The organism is Opitutaceae bacterium TAV5, assembly GCA_000242935.3.
Lineage (GTDB): Bacteria > Verrucomicrobiota > Verrucomicrobiia > Opitutales > Opitutaceae > Geminisphaera.
In genome coordinates, this window is sequence record CP007053.1 from 1,640,829 (window position 1) to 1,658,752 (window position 17,924).

Below are 17,924 nucleotides of genomic sequence, written 5' to 3' on the forward strand. Positions count from 1 at the left end.
GCGTGGGAAAAACCCGCCGCCGGGCCTTTGTCTTCAAACTATGAGAACGAATCCTTCAACTGCCGCCACCATCGACGTCTCCGTCGAGGACGTCACGGTCACCTACAACAACGGCAATGTCGCCGTCTTCGATGCGAGTTTCCGGCTGGCCGCGGGCACGATCTGCGCGCTCGTCGGCGTCAACGGCAGCGGCAAATCCACGCTCTTCAAGGCGATCATGGGCTTTCTCACGCCCGCCCGGGGCCGGGTGCGGATCGGCGGGGATCCTGTCGCCGCCGCGCAAAAGAAAAACCGGGTCGCCTATGTGCCGCAAGCCGAGGAAGTGGACTGGTCGTTTCCCGTCAGCGTGTGGGACGTCGTGCTCATGGGGCGCTACGGCTACATGAACTTCCTGCGCATCCCGCGGCCCGAAGACAAACGGCTGGCCGAGGAAAGCCTGCGCCGCGTGCAGATGTGGGATTTCCGCCATCGCCAGATCGGCGAACTCTCCGGAGGCCAGAAAAAGCGCGTCTTCCTCGCCCGCGCGCTGGCGCAACAAGGCCGTGTCATCCTCCTCGACGAACCGTTTACCGGCGTCGATGTGAAGACCGAGGCCGCCATCATCGACCTCCTGCGCGAACTCCGCGCCTCCGGCCACATCATCCTCGTCTCGACCCACAATCTCGGCTCCGTCCCCGAATTCTGCGACCAGGCCGTGATCATCAACCGCACCGTGCTCGCCTTCGGGCCGATCGCGGACGTTTTTACCGAAGCCAATCTCGCCAAGGCCTTCGGCGGTGTGCTCCGCCATTTCCGTTTCGACGAGTCCACGGTGCAAAAACATGACGGGCGCGCCGTCACCGTGCTCACCGACGACGAGCGCCCGCTCGTCTTCGGCAAGGGAGGCCACCTCGAATTCCCGCACCGTGCCGGCCATGAATCTCTCCTGGAAAAGCGCGCCCGCGAAGAGAGAGAGGCGGGGGGAAAATCATGAGTGAACACCTGCAATCCCTTCTCATCCCGTTTCAGTACGAGTACATGCTCAAGGCCATGTGGGTGAGCGCCCTGATCGGCGGCGTGTGCGCGCTGCTCTCGTGCTTCATCACGCTGAAAGGCTGGTCCCTCATGGGCGACGCGCTTTCGCATGCGATCGTGCCGGGCGTCACGCTGGCGTATCTGCTCGGCGCTCCGTTCGCGCCCGGCGCGTTTTTTTCCGGCCTGCTCGCGGCCCTCGGCATGGGCTTTGTGAAGACAAAGACACAGCTCCGGGAGGATGCCGTCATCGGCGTGGTGTTCACGGCGTTTTTCGCGCTCGGCGTGCTGCTCATTTCGATCTACCCGAGCGGCGTCAGCCTGCGCACGATCGTCTTCGGCAACATCCTCGGCATTTCCGACGCCGACGTGAAACAGGTGGCGATCATCTCGCTGGTCACCGTCGCCGTGCTCGGCCTGAAACGGAAGGACCTTGTTCTCTTCTGTTTCGACCCCGACCAGGCGCGCGCGCTCGGCCTCAACGTCCTCGCGCTGCACTTCACGCTGCTCACGCTGCTGGCCGCGACCGCCGTCGCCGCCCTGCAAACCGTGGGCGCGTGCCTCGTGGTGGCGACGCTCGTCACACCGGGAGCCACCGCGTATCTGCTCACGGATCGTTTCACCCGCATGCTCGCCATCGCCGGGAGCATCGGGGTCGCCACCGGCCTGACCGGCGCTTATGCCAGCTACTTCCTCGACGGCTCGACCGGCGGCTGCATTGTCGTGCTGCAGACGCTGATCTTCCTCGCCGCCCTCGTATTTGCCCGGAAACACGGGATGCTCGCGAGCCGCGCCCGGCGTCGCCGCGCGCTCGAAAGGAGGCCGGCATGAACTGGCTCAGCCCTTTCCACTACGACTTCATGCTGGCCGCCTTCGCGCTGAGCGTGCTCGTCGGCACGGTCTGCGCCGTTTTTTCCTGTTTCCTCGTGCTGAAAGGATGGTCGCTGATGGGCGACGCCATCTCGCACGCCGTGCTGCCCGGCATCGTGCTGGCTTACGTCGCGGGCGTGCCGCTGGCCATTGGCGCGTTTCTCTCCGGCCTGGCTTGCGCGATCGGCACGGGTTTCATCAAGAGCAACAGCCGCCTGAAGGAGGACACCGTGATGGGCGTGGTGTTCACCGGCCTGTTCGCGCTCGGTCTGGTGATTTTCACCAAGGTCGAGAGCGACCAGCACCTCAACCACATCCTGTTCGGCAGCCTGCTCGGCCTGCCGAAAGCGCAGGTGATCCAGACCGCGATCATCGGCGGCGCGACGCTGCTCGTGACGCTCGCGCTGCGCAAGGACCTGCTGCTTTTCTGCTTCGATCCCGGCCACGCCCGCAGCGTCGGCATCAATGTAACGGTTCTCAACTACGTGATGCTTTCGTTGCTGGCGTTGACCATCGTGGCCTCGCTTCAGGCGGTGGGCGTCATTCTCGTCGTCGCCATGCTGGTGACGCCGGGCTGCACGGGTTTTCTGCTCACGGACCGTTTCGGTCCGATGATGCTCGTCGCGGTCGGCACCTCGGTCGGGTCCAGCCTGGCCGGCGTGTATGTAAGTTTTTTCATCAACGGCTCGACCGGCTCCTGCATCGTGCTGGCACAGACGGCCGTGTTTGTGCTCGCGCTCGTCTTCGCGCCGAAACGCGGCCTGCTCGCCAACCGGCTTCTGCGCCGACGCCGGGCGATGAACCCGGCCCGGACGGGTTGACGGCAATGTTAGGGTGTGAGGGTCGATGACCATCACCCGCCGTACATTTTTACGGATTGCCTGCCTGGCGCTGCCGGGGTCGGGATTTGTCCCGGCCGCCTTGCTGGCCGCCGCGGGTGAGGCCACGCATGTCGTCCGCAAGGGCGACACGCTCTCCGCCATCGCCGCGCGCTACGGTGTGACCGTGGCTGCGCTCCGGCAGCGCAACCGCCTCACCGGCGATGTGATCAAGGTCGGCCAGAAACTCGTCATCCCGGCCGCATCCGGCTCACGCGGTGCGGCCGCGGCGGGGGCCTCCTCCGCCGTTGCCGCCCGCAGCGCGGCGCGCCCGCCTGCCGTGCTCGACGATGTCATTGCGGAAACCCGCAAGGTGCGCATCCGGAGCGGGCGCTGGAAGTACATCGTCGTCCACCACAGCGGCATCGAGCGCGGCAACGCGCTGTCCTATCACCGCGCCCACCTGCGCCGCGGCATGGAGCACGGGCTCGCGTACCATTTCGTCATCGGCAACGGGCGCGATTCACCTGACGGCAAGATCGAGATCGGCCCGCGCTGGCGCGGACAACTCGATGGCGGCCACGTCCGCAACCGCGTGTACAACCAGCACGGCATCGGCATCTGCCTGGTGGGCAATTTCCAGAACCGCCGGCCGGACAAAAAACAGCTCGATTCGCTCTTCGCCCTGGTGGACTGGCTCCGCGACGACGCTCCGCTCGGCGGCACGCCGTCCGTCACGGTTCACCGGTGGGTGGATATCAACCACACGGTGTGCCCGGGACGCTATTTTCCCTTCTCCACGCTGAAAAGCCGCTACGCGTAACCGGGAATGCCTTTTCCCGAACCGCCTCTCCATCACCGGCGGCGGATCACCGCCCAGCCGAGGAGCACGGCGCCGGCGAGAAGGGCGCAGGCGGCAGGCTCGGGAACGGCCGTAACCCGGATAGTGCCGGTGTCGGCAAAATCTCCGGTATCCCAGTACAGACCGGCCGAAAGGAGCGCCCGGTCAAAATCGAAACTCACATCGGCGACATCGTAGCTGCTCGCGGTAATGAGCCGGAACGAATCGCCAGCCTGAGCGGAATAACCGTCCAGCACCACCTCGATCAGAGACCCGGTCTCCATGGTCAGGAGATTGCTGCCGGTGATTTTGGTGAAATCGTATTGCCCGCTGAGGGTGAATGTCAGCGAGGAACCGGCGTCTATGGTGAGATTGCTCAGGGAAGAGTCGGCCGTCAGCGTCCAGTTCGAGACGCCGGCGAGTGCCAGGTCGATGGCGCCGCTGCTGACCACGGTCGTTTGGCCTGTGAAACGGGAAGCGTCTTCCATGGTCAGATCGACCATGCTCCCCGAGCCGGAAGAATAGATGTCGCCTGTAAAGGTGTACTGTCCGACGCCCTCGACGCGGCCCTTGCTGGCGGCATGGATGGAATGTGCGCCCGAACCGACGGTGAGCGTTTCGATGCCGTTGAGCGTGATTTTGCTGTTGGTGCCGGAGGCATAGACGCCGTGGCCGGTGGTATTGATATTCACCTTACCGGTTTTGATCGTGATGTTACTGCCTGTGCCGGAAGAATAGAGGCCGTAGGAATTGCTGCCGGTGGTGGTGACGGTTGCCTCGTCGGAGCGGATGGAACCTCCCGAAAGGACATACAGGCCATGGGCGCCGGACCCGTCTGTATTTACCTTCAAGATACCTGCCTCAATGATTCCGGGCGTTCCACTCAGAAGCGCGCCGGTATGAAGCCCGTGGGCGGCCTCTCCGGAGGTTGTGATGTCGGCGGTCCCGGTCACCGTCACGGTTGCCTGCCCCCGGGCATGGATGCCGTAAGCCCCATAGGACAAGAAAGACCCCGGGGACTTCGCGCCGGTCGTCGTGACGGTCAGATCGCCGTCAATGGAAACAGTCCCGCCATCGGCCCGGATGCCGTAGCTTCCTTTGCCGGTCGTCGCGAGTGTCGTGTCACCGGTGATCCGTATATCGGAAGATGCGCTTCCGGTCCACAGGCCGTATCCGCGCTCCTGGGCGGTGGTGATTCCCAATACGCCGGTGACATTCACCTTGCCGGCGCTGGCATAAATACCGGCGGCTTCTGTCGTGCTGCTTCCGGGATGAGTCGTGTTTCTCAGATTGATACTGATCCCGCCACCGGAAGATGCCGACGCATCCAGGGTAATGGCCGAAGTTGCATCGGATTTGTCATTACGCACACCGGAACCGACATAATCGTAAACGTCGATGATGATCCGGTCAGAAGCCGAAGCCGTCTTCAGGACAATGTTGTTGCCGGTGCCGGTGCTTCCATTCAGGTAAACGCCGTGTCCGTACATCGGACTGGTCGACGTCTCGTAGTTTTTTCCGGACGATATCCGGATGTCACCTTCCAGGAGGGTCGTGTAACCGGATTTTTCGCCGTTGATCTGCACCGCGCTGTTCGCCGCGTTGGGAGAATCCAGGGTCACCTTGATCTCGCCCGAAAAAGTTTCGTCCTTGTTGAGTATCTGGCCCCCGTCATAGTCGGCGCGGGCACCGGATGGGAGCAGGGAGAGCAGGGCAATGAATGCCGCCTGTTTGAGCATGGGTTTGGTCGTCATGTGAAAATAAGTACGGAATGTGGCAAGATCGCCGGAAGAAGTGTCAGACGCCGTGCGGGAGACGTGGAATGGCCAGCCGGCGTGGAGTGATGTGAATGAGTGTGCGCGACGAGTATACCGGGTGAACCTGACCCGCGCTAGTCGGGTAAACACCCGATGCCGGAAACCATGTATCCATAAAAAAGATACAAATTCGATGTCTGCAAATCCGCGCCGGCAGCGGCCGGTTCCCGTTCTTGCGGACCGCTTCCTGCGGGCAAAAGAAAAGCGGGGCGCCGTCTAGCCTTGTCGGCATCAGACGCCCCGCCCGACTCAGGAAACCGGGCTACCACACCCGGATCCGCCACTGACGTGACGGAAGTCGCAAACTGGGACTCAACTGGAAGAATGCCCCGGAGGGCTTTCAAGGAGAACGGGGTAACAATACCAGTTTCCTGAAAATGCGGTAGTCAGGTAAAACCCTGATTTTTGCACTTTTTTCACTGTTTTCTCGTTAACTATCGCAATCTATAAACAAAAAGCCGTCGGGACCCTCAGTCCCGACGGCAGTATCCCCTTACAGAACCGGGTTGCTGTACCCGGAAAAGGTCAGTCTTTGGATTTTTTCTCCTTCTTTGGTCCGCGTCTTTCCGATGCGAGTTTCTCGAATGCGGCTTTCTGTTCCGCGGTCAGCACCGCTTCGATTTTTTCACGGCCGGACTTGCGCACCTCCTGCATTTTCTCGCGCTTGGCCTTGTTGTCCAGCGACTCGTCCTGGCGGATCGTTTTCACGGCCGCGGCCTCGTCAGCAAGGATCGCCTTGATTTTGGTGGACTGGTCGTCCGTGAGGTTGAGCTCCGTCTTGAGGTGCTCGAGTTGCTGTTCGGCCGATTGCCGCGCAGGGGGCCGGTCAGACTTGCCGAATGGTTTTTCGCTTTCAGCGTGAAGAGCGGCGCCGGAGATCGCAAAAGCGAGCGAGGCAAGCGCCGCGGCAAACGTATATCTGGTTTTCATATTGAATCGGGTTGGTAACAAAACGAACAAGGGCCAAGACGCCGCCCGCCGGACCTGGTTACAACGGTCTCCGTTTCTCTCTCCTGCTCCCCTTCCCTCCGTCCCCTCCCCGGGGGACTTGACATAAAAAATCCACTCTCACACTCTCAACGGCTTCACTAAGTAACGGTCACTTTTCACCCGGGTGGGCCTCTGGCCCGCCTTTTTTTTCCTCGATTTCCCAACAGTCTCATGAGCAGCGAAATACTTTCAGTCCTCGAATACATGGAAAAGGAGAAGGGCATTGCGCGCGCCGATATGATCGCCGCGATCGTCAATGCCATCAAGGCCGCCGCCCAGAAAGGCGTCTCCGCCGGCCAGGAGCTCAAGATCGACATCAACCCCCGCAACGGCCAGCTCCACGCGTGGCAGCTTCTCAAGGTGGTGGACTCCATCGGCGACCCCAGGCTCGAGATCCACATCGAGAAAGCCCAGGCCATCCAGCCCGGCGCCCAGATCGGTGATATCGTGGAGAAAGAAGTCGACCCCGCCTCCCTCGGCCGCATCGCCGCGCAGACCGCCCGCCAGGCCGTCATGCAAAAACTCCGCCAGTTCGAGAAGGACCGCATTTACGATGACTTCAAGGACATGGTCGGCAACATCGTCACCGGCACCGTCCGCCGCCGCGAACGCGACGACATCTACATCGATCTCGGCAAGGCCGAAGCCGCCCTCACCCGCAAGGAACAGGTCCCCGGCGAGGAATACCAAGCCGGCGACCGCATCCGCTGCCTCCTGCTCGCCATCGACAACACCCCGCGCGGTCCCGAGCTCATCCTCAGCCGCGCCAGTCCCAAGTTCGTTCGCCGCCTCTTCGAAGTCGAGGTCGCCGAGATCGCCGACGGCACCGTCAGGATCCAGGCCTTCGCCCGCGAACCCGGCTACCGGACAAAAATCGCCGTCATCAGCACCGACCCCAAGGTCGATCCTGTCGGCGCCTGCGTCGGTGCCCGCGGCGCCCGCGTCAAGACCATCGTCCGTGAGCTCAATGGCGAGAAGATCGACATCATCAACTGGTTCGAAGACCCGAAGCAGATGGTGGCCGAAGCCCTCAAGCCCGCCGTGCCGCGCGAGATGATCCTCGACGAAAAGTCCCGCCGCATCCTCATCCGCGTGGCCGCCTCCGACCTCGCCATCGCCATCGGCCGCAAGGGCCAGAACGCGCGCCTCACCTCCCGCCTCGTCGGCTGGCGCCTCGATATCGAGGAACACAAGGTCGAGACCATCGACCCGCGCACCGCCGCCACCCGCCTCCTTGTCCAGACCTTCGGCCTCGCCGAAAACCTCGCCGCGCGCCTCGTCGCCGTCGGCATCAACTCGCCCGCCGCCTTCGAAGGCGTCGACGCCGAGGATCTCACCGACGCCGGCTTCAGTCCCGCAGAGGCGCAGGAAATCATCGGCCGCGTCAGCAGCACCGCCTGATCGCCAGCGTCCCCGTCCACACCTTCATCATCCGCCCTCCTTCGGCCTCCCGCCTCACTAACACGCAAGAATGAGCATCCGCATCCACGAACTCGCAAAAAAAATCGGCATGGAAAACAAGGCCCTGCTCGCCTTGCTGAAGGAGCGCAACTTTGACGTGAAGAGCGTCTCGAGCACCGTCGACAATATCAATGCCGAGGCCCTCGTTGAGGAATTTGCCGCCACCGCTCCCGCCGAAGGCACCGCCGCTGCCGGCGACGCCACGGCCGACCAGCCCGACGAGTCTGCCGCGACCTCCGCCGAACCGCTCCCGCCGCAAGGTTTCGTCACCCGCCTGCCTGCCGGCGTCATGGTCAAGAGCGCCGAGGACGTCGTTCGTGAAAGAGCCGAAAAAGCAGCCGCGGCCGAGGCCGCTGCCGCCGAGGCCCGCGCCGCCGCCAATCCTCCTCCGGCCCCTGCCAGCGCACCGGCCGTTTCCACACCTCCCCCCCCGCCCGCTCCGGCTCCGGTTCCGGCTCAGGCCCGCGTGAGCGCTCCTCCGCCGCCACCGGCGGCCCGTGCCGCCAGCGCTCCGCCCCCCCCGCCCGCTCCCGTTTCCCGTCCGTCCAGCCTGCCGCCGCTCTCCGTGCCGCCTCGTCCGGCCACCGCCGGTGCTCCGCCCCCGACCCCGTCCTTCTCCACATCGACCACGCCGCCCATCCCGCCGGTTCCCCCGTCGCAGACGGCCACCATCACCAACGAGGGCGACATCCCCATCATCCACCTGAAGCCGCCGATCATCGTGCGCGACTTCGCCACCGCGCTCGGCATGAAGCCCTTCAAGCTCATCTCCGAACTGATGGAAATGGGCATCTTCGCCTCGATGAACCAGACCATCGAGGACGCCGTCGCCACCCGCGTCGCCGAGAAACACGGCTTCCTTCTCGAAATCAAGCACCGCGAAATCCCTGTCCCCGTCACCCCCAAGGACAAGGAAGCCGAGAAAAAGCGCCGCGCCAAGGAAGCCCAGGAACGCGAACTCGCCAATCTCGCCCCGCGCCCGCCTGTCGTCTGCATCCTCGGCCATGTTGACCATGGCAAGACCTCCCTCCTCGACGCCATCCGCAAGGCCGACGTCGCCAAGGGCGAAGCCGGCGGCATCACCCAGCACATCGGCGCCTACCAGATCGAGCACGCCGGCAAAAAAATCACCTTCCTCGACACGCCCGGCCACGCCGCCTTCCAGAAAATGCGCGCCCGCGGCGCCGCCGTCACCGACATCGCCGTCCTCGTCGTCGCCGCCGACGACGGCTTCATGCCGCAGACCGACGAAGCCCTCAAGCACGCGCAGGACGCCGGCGTCTCGCTCATGGTCGCCGTCAACAAGATGGACGTCAAAGGCGCCAACCTCGAACGCGTGAAGCAGATGATGCAGGAGCGCAACATCGCCCCGGAAGACTGGGGAGGCGAGACGATCACCGTGCCTGTCTCCGCCGTCAAAGGCACCGGCATCCCCGACCTGCTCGACATGATCCTGCTCCAGGCCGAAGTCCTCGAACTCAAGGCCAACCCCAAGGCCGAGGCCAGCGGTGTCATCATCGAATCGCAGATCGACATCGGGCGCGGTCCCCTCGCCACGGTCATCGTCCAGCGCGGCACGCTCAAGGTCGGCGACTCCCTCGTCTGCGGTCCCGTCTGGGCCAAGGTCCGGGCTCTCTTTGACGACCAGGGCAACAGCATCAAGCAGGCCCTGCCCTCCACGCCCGTTCGCGTCATCGGCTGGAACGGCGCGCCCGACAGCGGCTCCGCCTTCAGGACCGTCAAGAACGCCCGCGAAGCCGAAAATCTCGCCGAGGAAGAACAGCATCGCATCCGCCAGACGGCCGCCACCGCCGCCTCCGCTCCCAAGGACGTTTCCCTCGACAACCTCTTCCAGAACATCGCCGCCACCCAGGAGAAAGTTCTCAAGCTCATCATCAAGACCGATGTCTTCGGCTCCACCGAAGCCGTCCGCAACGTCCTCGAAGGCATCAAGACGAACAAGGTCTCGCTCGAGATCGTGGCCGACGAGGTCGGCCTCATTTCCAAGACCGACGTCCTCATGGCCAGCGCCGCCGGCGCCGTCATCATCGGCTTCAACACGAAGCTCGAAAACGGCGTCACCCCGCTCGCCAAGCATCACGGCGTACGCATCGAGACCTACGGCATCATCTACGAACTCGCCGACAAGGTGCGGGACATGATGGCCGACCTGCTCGAACCCGACCTCAAGGAAGTCAAGCTCGGCGCCGCCGAGATCCGCGCCACCTTCCCGCTGGCCAAGGGATTTGTCGCCGGTTGTCTCGTCACCGAAGGCAAGATCACCCGCAACGCCGCCGCGCGCGTCCGTCGCAAGAAGGACGTCGTTTACGAAGGCAAGGTCGCCATGCTCAAACGCTTCAAGGACGACGCCAACGAAGTGCGCGCCGGCCTCGAGTGCGGTATCAAGCTCGACGACTTCAGCGGCTACGCAATCGGCGACGTCATCGAAGTCTACGAAGTCCAGAAAGTCAGAGCGTCGCTCTGACCAATTAAGAATTAATAATTAAGAATTAAAAGACCCAAACCCGGGCAATCGACCCTGTATTCAATTCTTAATTTTTAACTATTAATTCTTAATTTCCACCAGTCATGTCCACCCGCCAACTCCGCGTCAACGAGCTCATCCAGCGCGAGCTGAGCGCCATCCTTCGCAAACGCTACCAGGAGGAGGCCGCGCTGATCACCATCACCGGCGTTGCCGTCACGCCCGACACCCGCGAAGGCAAGGTCTTCGTGGCCGTCACCGGTGACGACGATCTCGCCACGCAAAAACTCCGCTGGCTGCGCAAGCACGCGCAGGAACTCCGCTTCGAGCTCGGCCGCACCATTATCCTCAAGCACATGCCGGTGCTCGCGTACGAATTCGACACCGCGACCGAACGCGGCAACCGCATCCTCGACCTCCTCGACCGGCTCGCCGAAGAGGAAAAACGCAAGACCCCGCCGTCCGCCTGAGTGGCACGGACACCGTGCCCATGATTCCCACGCGGCACGGGCTTCCAGCCCGTGTGACGACGCGAAGCGTCGCCCGGCCTCGTTCCGTTGAACGCCCGCTCCTCAACGTTTAATGTTCGACAGCGATGCGGCGACGCCCACCTCTTCTGCGGGCGAATGGCCGGAAAAAGCCCGTGCCACTCTTTTCCTCCGCACACATTCCGCCTTTCATTACTTCGACGATGCACTTCCCGCGCCTCTCCCCCCTCTTTGCCGCCCTCCTCGCCGACCTCGACCGCGCGCCGGAAACCCCGCTCGTCGTCATCGGCCACGCCCGCCCCGACGGTGACTGCATCGGCTCCCAGGCCGCGCTCGCCCGCGTACTCCTCGCCCGCGGCTTCGACACGATCTGCGCCAACCCTGACCCGGTGCCACGCCGCGTCCTCTTCGCCTCCGGCGAACTCCCGTTTCTCCGGTACGACGACCTCGATGCCGACGCCGCCCGTATCGGCGGCGAGCGTACCGCCCTCTTCGTCGATTGCGCCGGCCCCGACCGCGCCGGCCCCCGCTTTCAGGCCCGGTACCCGACGCCTGCGGCCAACATCGACCACCACCTTTCCAACCCCGGCTTCGCCCTCCACAACATCGTGGACAACGCTGCGGCCGCCGCCTGCGAAATCCTCGCCGGCCTCTTCCTCGACAACAATCTGCCGATCGACGCCCTTACCGCCCAGGCGCTCTACACCGGCATTTCGACCGATACCGGCCAGTTCCGTTTCCCCGCCACCACGGCCCGCACCTTCACCCTTGCGGCCGAGCTCGTCAGCCGTGGCGCCGATCCCGCCGCCGCCGGTTACCAGCTCTACGAACGCGAGACCTTCGCCAGCCTCCAGCTCAAACGGCATTTCCTCGATTCGCTCCAGCTCGAATGCGACGGACGCGCCTGTATCGGTTTTCTCCCCGACGGCGTTTTCGAAAAACTCGGCGCCAGCCCCGAGGACACCGAAGGCCTGGTGGACAACGCCCGCTGTATCGAAGGCGTGGATATCGGCGCCCTGATCGAGGAGCGCCCCGACAGCATCAAGGCCAGCCTCCGCGCCAAGGACGCCCGTTACCGGGTGGACCGCATCGCCGCGCAATTCGGCGGCGGCGGCCACGCCTGCGCTGCCGGCCTCAACCTGAAAGGCGACGCCCGCCCCGCGCTCGCCGATTTCCGCAAGGCCCTCGTCGCCGCCATCGCCGCGCAGTTTGCCGCCGTGGAGCGAAATCCGACGGACTGACGGCCCGCCGGGCTCATGAACGCCGCAAAACCCTCCTGCTGCCCGCGCGCAGGGTTTGTCCGGCAACCCACAATCCGCTGACCAGCGTGCTGTGCGCCTGCACCGGCACGCCGCGTTCCCCCCGGTGCATCATCCCGATCAGCATGTCCACCGCCGTCGCGTCCTGTCGCGTGTTTTGTTGGAGAGCAGACGAAAGTTTTAGACTTGGCCTGACGCACAGGGAGCCCTGCTTTATCCGTAAATGGAACTGCCAGGCATAACCATGCGTGATGTGGCAAACGCAGCCAAGGTCAGCGCAATGACGGTCTCGCTGGCCCTGCGCAACCACCCCAGCATCCCCGACCGGACACGACAGCGCATCCGGACACTCGCCGAGTCCCTCGGCTACCGTCCCAATCCCCTGGTCGCCACGCTGATGACTGAATTGCGCACCAAGAAGCGGCGGGGCGCCGCCGCCACCATTGCCTACGTCACTCGCGACATGCCGGTTCATACGTGGGTGCAAACCACGACCCACGCGAAATTTTTCCTCGGCGCGCAGAAGCGGGCCAAATCCCTCGGCTACCGCCTGGAAAAATTCAACCTGGCGGAGAAAGGCATGACCGCCGAACGCATGGCCGGCATCCTCTGGCAGCGCAACATACGCGGGATCGTTCTTGCGCCCGCCCCCGTGCTCACCCGCACGGAGGAAACCTGCTGGCAGCAATTCGCGACGGTACTCCTGGGCTTTTCGATCACCGGCCTGAAAGGACACCGGGTGGCCAACCACCATGCGCGCACCATGATGCGCGTGCTCACGGAATTGCATCGCTGCGACTACCGCCGCTTCGGAATCGTATTGCACGAACGCGAAAACCCCCGCGTGGACTGGAGTTGGCTGGCGGGTTACGATGTCTTTTTCCGTCAGGACGAAAAGTGCCATCCCATTCCCGTCCTCTCGTGGAATTCGCAAGGTGACTTCGACCAGTGGTTTCGCCGCTGGCGGCCTGATGCCATCGCCACGTTCGACACCTGCGTGGCGGACTGGCTTCGCCAACTCGGATGCGACGTTCCCAGCGAAGTCGGTGTGGCGCACCTGAGCCTGCACCCCGAGGAATGCGAGTTCTCGGGCACCGACCAGCATTGCGAAGTGATCGGCGCCACCGCTGTGGACGTAGTGATCGAGGAAATGCACCACAACCACCTCGGCGTTCCCCGTCATCCTAAAACCGTTTTGATCGAAAGCGACTGGATCGCCGGCGCCACCACCCGGCCGCCGGCAGACCCGCCGTAGCACCCGCTGCAACCTCCCCCTCCCCCCTCGAAAGCATGCGGTCTGGCGAGCGCGTTACTTTACGATGAAAGCAACGCGCCGTTTTACACTCTGCCCGCGTCCCGCAGATTCAGGCCAAGCCACTTGGTCCAACCCATGAAACACCCTGCGAACTCTATGAAAACACATCGCCAACCCAACCTGCGCCGCGCCGTCGTTGTCGCGTTTTTCGCTCTCACCGCCGCCTTCGCCCACGATTCCCGCGCCGCGCTCATCGCAGGCGACAACTTCGACACCTACGAAAACGGACGCCTCCAGACCGTCTCCGGTGGAACATCTGTCTGGACATCCAGCACAACCACTCTGGTTGCCAGCGCCACAGGTGTCGCCCACTCCGGCACAAAATACGTCGAACTCGGAACCACCGCCGCCGAAATATCAGCCTCCCGCACCTTTTCGGGCGTCCCCGTCACCGGCACTTACTGGGTGCAATTCTCCGTCCAAGCCAACTTCACAAACACAGACCTGAATTCGACCAACCGTCCGCAAATTCGCTTCGGTGACGGCACCAACAATATCGTCACCATCCTGTTCCGTGATGACCTCGACGTATTCAGGGTCGCTTATGTGCCCACTGTCGGTGACGCGACCACCAACATTGACACCAGGACCGCCAGCATCGGCACCGACATCAAATACACCGACAATCAATGGCATACCTTCACCTTTGGAATCGATCTGACCAACCAAACCGCCTCCATCTATCTTGATGGCCAAACCGTTATATCCAGCTTCACATTTTCAGGTTACGGAACGACCTTCCGCAAATTCGACATTCGCAGCCTCATCCCCACGTCGGCTTCCGACGGTTCCTCCCTGCGTATCGATAGTATCGGTTTCTACGATACAAACCCTCTCTCTACCGTGCCCGAAGCCTCCACCTGGGCCGCGTTCGCCGGCCTCGTTGCGCTTGCCCTCGGCCTCTTCGCCCGCCGCCATCGCAGGGCATGACGCCTGCGACCGTCTCCCCTGGCTAACCCCGTCCCTAGTCCCCCCCTCACGCCATGAACACCCGCGCTGGCATCCGCCGTCGTATCCACTCCGGCTTTACACTTGTCGAACTCCTCACCGTGGTCGCCATCATCGGCATCCTCGCCGCGATCATGATCCCGGTCGTCGGCAAAGTCCGCAAAAGCGCCATGAACGTCCGCTGCATCAGCAACCTCCGCGGACTCGGCGGAGCGCTGGCTGTCTTCACCGTTGAGAATAACAACAAGCTCCCCCCGCGAAACCTCGAAAAAGACATTCCCTACACCGACGCCAACCCCTCCAAATCCCTCCGTTTCTGGACCTCGCGCCTTTACCGCCACGGCATCCTCAAAGACCGCAACGCCTTTTATTGCCCGGCGGCTTTCCCTACGCGCGACTCCGAAGTTCCCGATTCCGAAAAAATCGAGGACACCGGCGGCCTCACCTACGGCATGCGGATGTGGATGCGCCCCGGCGGAAAATGGGGCACCGACCGCCACCTCGACACCCCCCTGACCGCCATCGAAAACCCGTCCGACTTTTTCCTCATCGCAGACAGCATCTGGCTCGACAAATCCAACACCAACGGACGCCCCACCCAAGGCTACGGCATCAATCCCACGCCCAACTCCACCGCCAATCAACGCATCCACCGCCGCCACTCCAACCGCGCCAACACCCTCTTCGCCGACTTCCACGTCTCCGCCAAGGACGACGCCTATTTCACCAAACACATTCCCGAGACTCAGGCCGCCTACATGAACAGCGACTGCTACTTCACCACCCTCGGCGAAACCGAAACCTTCGAATAGCCATGATCCCAACCCACGCCCTCACCGCGCGCCTGCGCCTTTTGGCCATCACACTCGCCACGATCTCACTCACAGGTGCATCCCTTGCCGGTTCCGTCGCGCTCAAGACGTATCTACCCGAAAACTACACCACGCCTGTTACCTTCAGCATCCCCTTCGCGCGCGGCGCCCTCGCCTCCACCGACGACGTCCACATTCAGGACGGCACGGCCACCCCGCCCCAGCAATGGCACGCCCTCAACCGCTGGCCGGACGGCTCCATTCAGTGGGCGCAAGTCACCTGCCCTCCCCCCCTCCCGTCTGATGCGACGCGAACGTTCGTGATTCGCAAAAACGCCCCCCTCCCTCCTGTTCCTTCCGCCCTCCGCCTCACGCGCACACCCGACGCCGGTCCGGTCGCCTCGCTTGAAATTCGCACCGGCGATTTCACCTTCGCGCTCGACCGCGCCACCGCCACGGCACGGCTCGCCCTCGCCGACCACCCCGCGCTTACCTTTACCCTCTCGCAACTCACCACCGCTGACGGCGCCAGTCTCACCGCCCGCATCGACACCCTCGAAATCCTCGAAAGCGGCCCGCTGCGCACCGTCATCCGCACCACCGGCTTCCACCGTGGCGCGGGCGTCCCGCCCGCAGACGGCGGCAATGCCGTCGTCCCCGCCGGTTACGGACGTTTCGACATTCTCCTCACGCTGCACGCCGGAGCCACCCACGTTGAAATCGACCATGCCATTGCCCCGCTCAGCGAAGACCCTGCAAAGAACCGAGAACGCGAAATGCAACGCTTCCGTTCCGCCTGCATCCCCGTTCGTTTCGCACCCGCGTCCGCCAGCCGGACCACACTCCAGCTCACCACCGAATCCCGCCAACTCCTTCCCGGCCAGCGCCTCTTTCAGCACGAGGACAACGCCTATACCATCGAAGCCGCCCACGCCACCGGCGCCCGCGCCGAAGGCATCCTCCTCGCCACGCCCGATTCCCCCTCCGCATCCGTCACAAGCACCGCCTACGCCACCGTCCGTGACTTCTGGCAACAATGGCCCAAAGCCTTCAGCGCCACCCCGGCAGGAGACGGCTTCGACATCGACCTCTTCCCCACCCTCACCCTCTCCTCCACCAATCCCTACGCCAGCCGCAAGGACGAACAAATCTGGTATTACTACCTCCGCACCGGCGCCTACGAAGTCCGCCAAGGCGTGGAAAAATCCCATCGCCTCTTCATCGGCTGGGCACCCTCGCCCGATTCCGCACACACCATTGCACGCGCCCTGCAAACCCTCCCGGTTGTCCTCCCTCCCCTCGACTACATCAACGCCACCCGAATCGACGACTCCATGCTGCCTCCCCTGAGCGGCGGACTCTTCGACGATTGGGATCGCGCCTTCCTTGCCGCCACCCGTTCCTACTTCGACCAGCAAAAGGAAAACCGCTGGTATGGCTTGCTCAACTGGGGCGACTGGTATGGCGAACGTCGATACAACTGGTGCAACCACGAATACGACCTCCCCGCCAACCTCTTTCGCCAGGCCCTCCGTTTCCAGGACCCGGAGATGTTTCGGGAAGCCGTCCGCCAGGCCACGCACCTGCGTGACATCGACATCATCAACCACCACGTCGATCCCGCTCGCGTCGGCCTCAAATGGAAACACTCCGTCGGGCACACCGGCGGCTACTATACGCCCGGCGCGGAGACCGACATGCACCTCCCCAACGGCGGACGCAAAGACGATGAATTTTTTCTCGGCAGAAGCACTCCCGGTCACATCCGCGTCACCAGTTTTTTTCTCAACCACCAACTCACCGGCGATCCCCGCGCCCTCGAAGCCGGTCGTAAAGTCACCGACCGCCTCCTCACCGATCCCCTCGTCACCAATCCTCGCTACAAATACATCACTGCCCGCGAACCAGGCTGGACCCTCGTCAACCTCGCCGCCGCCTGGCGCGCCACGGCGGACGACCGCTACCTTGCCGCCCTCAATCGCCTCGCCGACAACGTGCTCCTCAAGGCCGAAGGCCACGGCGTCTGGCTCCGTCCCCTGCGCGCCAACCAGACCGGCGGCGACGTCAAGACGGGCGAACTCTCCTTCATGGTCGCCTTCCAGACGGCCGGCATGATCGAGGCATGGAAACTCACGCACCGCGACGACATCCGCCAAAACATCATCGCCGCCGCCCGCTACACTGCGGACAATCTCTACCGTCCCGAATACCGCGCCTTCGTGCACAGTCCCTCGCGCACGCGCACCCAGACTCCGCGCGCCGGCGGACTGGCTGGCAACAACCTTCGCTACATCATGGCCTATGCCTGCGCCCTCGATCCATCGCTCCTGCCCGCCTTCCGCGAACCCATCCTGGATTCCTTCGCCTCCACCGTCGCCAACCGCCAGTGGGTCGGCACCAAACAGAATCCCGACCGTCCCTATCCGCACGACATCACCTCCGCCTTTTACTGGCTCAATCCGGACCAGACCGTAATGAGCGCTCTCTTTGGCGACGACCTGCGCCAACATCGTGACGAAATCCTCAAACGCGCCGCGCCTGCTTCCGTCTTTCCACCCAACAGCGCCCGCTGGGAGGATGACCGGATCGGTGACTGAACCCGCACCGGAACAAGGTCCAGGGGCCAGATTCTCTCCGCAGGCGTTTCCCGCCTCCGAAGTCCGCGCTGCCCTCGATCGCATCGAACAACCCGCGCCACACGCAGGGGCTTCGCTTGCGAAGCCCGTGTATGCAGGACGCGGCATCAAATGACATGCGCGGGCGTCGCAAGCGACGCCCCTACCCGGCGGGCGGGACGCCCGCGCCACTT

14 protein-coding genes are annotated in these 17,924 nt (G+C 63.5%); 12 read left to right on the plus strand and 2 right to left on the minus strand.

Going from position 1 to position 17,924, the window contains the following annotated elements:
- Positions 1-40: 40 nt before the first annotated feature.
- The 4 genes from OPIT5_07490 to OPIT5_07505 are packed head-to-tail and all read left to right on the plus strand — an operon-like array spanning position 41 to position 3,522.
- On the plus strand, positions 41-973 hold the full coding sequence (locus tag OPIT5_07490; GenBank protein AHF90089.1) for an iron ABC transporter permease: 933 nt from the start codon (positions 41-43) through the stop codon (positions 971-973).
- Positions 970-1,842: a membrane protein gene (locus OPIT5_07495; protein AHF90090.1), complete on the plus strand. Its 873-nt coding sequence runs from the start codon at positions 970-972 to the stop codon at positions 1,840-1,842. The genes OPIT5_07490 and OPIT5_07495 overlap by 4 nt, the downstream gene beginning before the upstream one ends.
- Complete coding sequence (locus OPIT5_07500; GenBank protein ID AHF90091.1) at positions 1,839-2,702, plus strand: iron ABC transporter permease; 864 nt, start codon at positions 1,839-1,841, stop codon at positions 2,700-2,702. The genes OPIT5_07495 and OPIT5_07500 overlap by 4 nt, the downstream gene beginning before the upstream one ends.
- A 25-nt stretch (positions 2,703-2,727) precedes the next feature.
- On the plus strand, positions 2,728-3,522 hold the full coding sequence (locus tag OPIT5_07505) for a peptidoglycan-binding protein (GenBank protein ID AHF90092.1): 795 nt from the start codon (positions 2,728-2,730) through the stop codon (positions 3,520-3,522).
- Between the two features lie 32 nt (positions 3,523-3,554).
- Here OPIT5_07505 and OPIT5_07510 read toward each other — a convergent pair whose 3' ends face one another.
- Together OPIT5_07510 and OPIT5_07515 are read right to left on the minus strand one after the other, a co-directional pair.
- On the minus strand, positions 3,555-5,294 hold the full coding sequence (locus tag OPIT5_07510; protein AHF94171.1) for a hypothetical protein: 1,740 nt from the start codon (positions 5,292-5,294) through the stop codon (positions 3,555-3,557).
- A 588-nt stretch (positions 5,295-5,882) separates the two neighbouring features.
- Complete coding sequence (locus OPIT5_07515; protein AHF90093.1) at positions 5,883-6,287, minus strand: hypothetical protein; 405 nt, start codon at positions 6,285-6,287, stop codon at positions 5,883-5,885.
- A gap of 231 nt (positions 6,288-6,518) precedes the next feature.
- Here OPIT5_07515 and OPIT5_07520 point away from each other — a divergent pair, with 231 nt between their 5' ends.
- From OPIT5_07520 to OPIT5_07555, 8 genes are all read left to right on the plus strand, one after another.
- Positions 6,519-7,748 (plus strand): transcription elongation factor NusA, encoded by a 1,230-nt coding sequence (locus OPIT5_07520; protein ID AHF90094.1) that lies wholly within the window; start codon positions 6,519-6,521, stop codon positions 7,746-7,748.
- A 70-nt stretch (positions 7,749-7,818) separates the two neighbouring features.
- Positions 7,819-10,293 carry a translation initiation factor IF-2 gene (locus OPIT5_07525; protein ID AHF90095.1) on the plus strand — a complete coding sequence of 825 codons (2,475 nt, stop codon included), beginning with the start codon at positions 7,819-7,821 and terminating at the stop codon, positions 10,291-10,293.
- A 104-nt stretch (positions 10,294-10,397) separates the two neighbouring features.
- On the plus strand, positions 10,398-10,763 hold the full coding sequence (locus tag OPIT5_07530) for a ribosome-binding factor A (protein AHF90096.1): 366 nt from the start codon (positions 10,398-10,400) through the stop codon (positions 10,761-10,763).
- Positions 10,764-10,984: 221 nt separating this feature from the next.
- Positions 10,985-12,022 (plus strand): phosphoesterase, encoded by a 1,038-nt coding sequence (locus tag OPIT5_07535; GenBank protein AHF90097.1) that lies wholly within the window; start codon positions 10,985-10,987, stop codon positions 12,020-12,022.
- Positions 12,023-12,269: 247 nt separating this feature from the next.
- Positions 12,270-13,295 carry a LacI family transcriptional regulator gene (locus tag OPIT5_07540; protein AHF90098.1) on the plus strand — a complete coding sequence of 342 codons (1,026 nt, stop codon included), beginning with the start codon at positions 12,270-12,272 and terminating at the stop codon, positions 13,293-13,295.
- A 156-nt stretch (positions 13,296-13,451) separates the two neighbouring features.
- The gene (locus OPIT5_07545) at positions 13,452-14,285 is read left to right on the plus strand and encodes a glycosyltransferase family 1 (GenBank protein AHF90099.1); all 834 of its coding nucleotides are present in this window, start codon (positions 13,452-13,454) and stop codon (positions 14,283-14,285) included.
- 53 nt (positions 14,286-14,338) lie between these two features.
- On the plus strand, positions 14,339-15,115 hold the full coding sequence (locus tag OPIT5_07550; GenBank protein ID AHF90100.1) for an N-terminal cleavage protein: 777 nt from the start codon (positions 14,339-14,341) through the stop codon (positions 15,113-15,115).
- A gap of 2 nt (positions 15,116-15,117) precedes the next feature.
- Complete coding sequence (locus OPIT5_07555) at positions 15,118-17,712, plus strand: hypothetical protein (protein ID AHF90101.1); 2,595 nt, start codon at positions 15,118-15,120, stop codon at positions 17,710-17,712.
- Positions 17,713-17,924: the final 212 nt, after the last annotated feature.

Excerpts from the sequence above, each read along its gene's own strand:
- OPIT5_07490 (AHF90089.1), top strand. The coding sequence starts at position 41 with ATGAGAACGAATCCTTCAACTGCCGCCACCATCGACGTCTCCGTCGAG.
- OPIT5_07495 (AHF90090.1), top strand. The coding sequence starts at position 970 with ATGAGTGAACACCTGCAATCCCTTCTCATCCCGTTTCAGTACGAGTAC.
- OPIT5_07500 (AHF90091.1), top strand. The coding sequence starts at position 1,839 with ATGAACTGGCTCAGCCCTTTCCACTACGACTTCATGCTGGCCGCCTTC.
- OPIT5_07505 (AHF90092.1), top strand. The coding sequence starts at position 2,728 with ATGACCATCACCCGCCGTACATTTTTACGGATTGCCTGCCTGGCGCTG.
- OPIT5_07510 (AHF94171.1), bottom strand. The coding sequence starts at position 5,294 with ATGACGACCAAACCCATGCTCAAACAGGCGGCATTCATTGCCCTGCTC.
- OPIT5_07515 (AHF90093.1), bottom strand. The coding sequence starts at position 6,287 with ATGAAAACCAGATATACGTTTGCCGCGGCGCTTGCCTCGCTCGCTTTT.
- OPIT5_07520 (AHF90094.1), top strand. The coding sequence starts at position 6,519 with ATGAGCAGCGAAATACTTTCAGTCCTCGAATACATGGAAAAGGAGAAG.
- OPIT5_07525 (AHF90095.1), top strand. The coding sequence starts at position 7,819 with ATGAGCATCCGCATCCACGAACTCGCAAAAAAAATCGGCATGGAAAAC.
- OPIT5_07530 (AHF90096.1), top strand. The coding sequence starts at position 10,398 with ATGTCCACCCGCCAACTCCGCGTCAACGAGCTCATCCAGCGCGAGCTG.
- OPIT5_07535 (AHF90097.1), top strand. The coding sequence starts at position 10,985 with ATGCACTTCCCGCGCCTCTCCCCCCTCTTTGCCGCCCTCCTCGCCGAC.
- OPIT5_07545 (AHF90099.1), top strand. The coding sequence starts at position 13,452 with ATGAAAACACATCGCCAACCCAACCTGCGCCGCGCCGTCGTTGTCGCG.
- OPIT5_07550 (AHF90100.1), top strand. The coding sequence starts at position 14,339 with ATGAACACCCGCGCTGGCATCCGCCGTCGTATCCACTCCGGCTTTACA.
- OPIT5_07555 (AHF90101.1), top strand. The coding sequence starts at position 15,118 with ATGATCCCAACCCACGCCCTCACCGCGCGCCTGCGCCTTTTGGCCATC.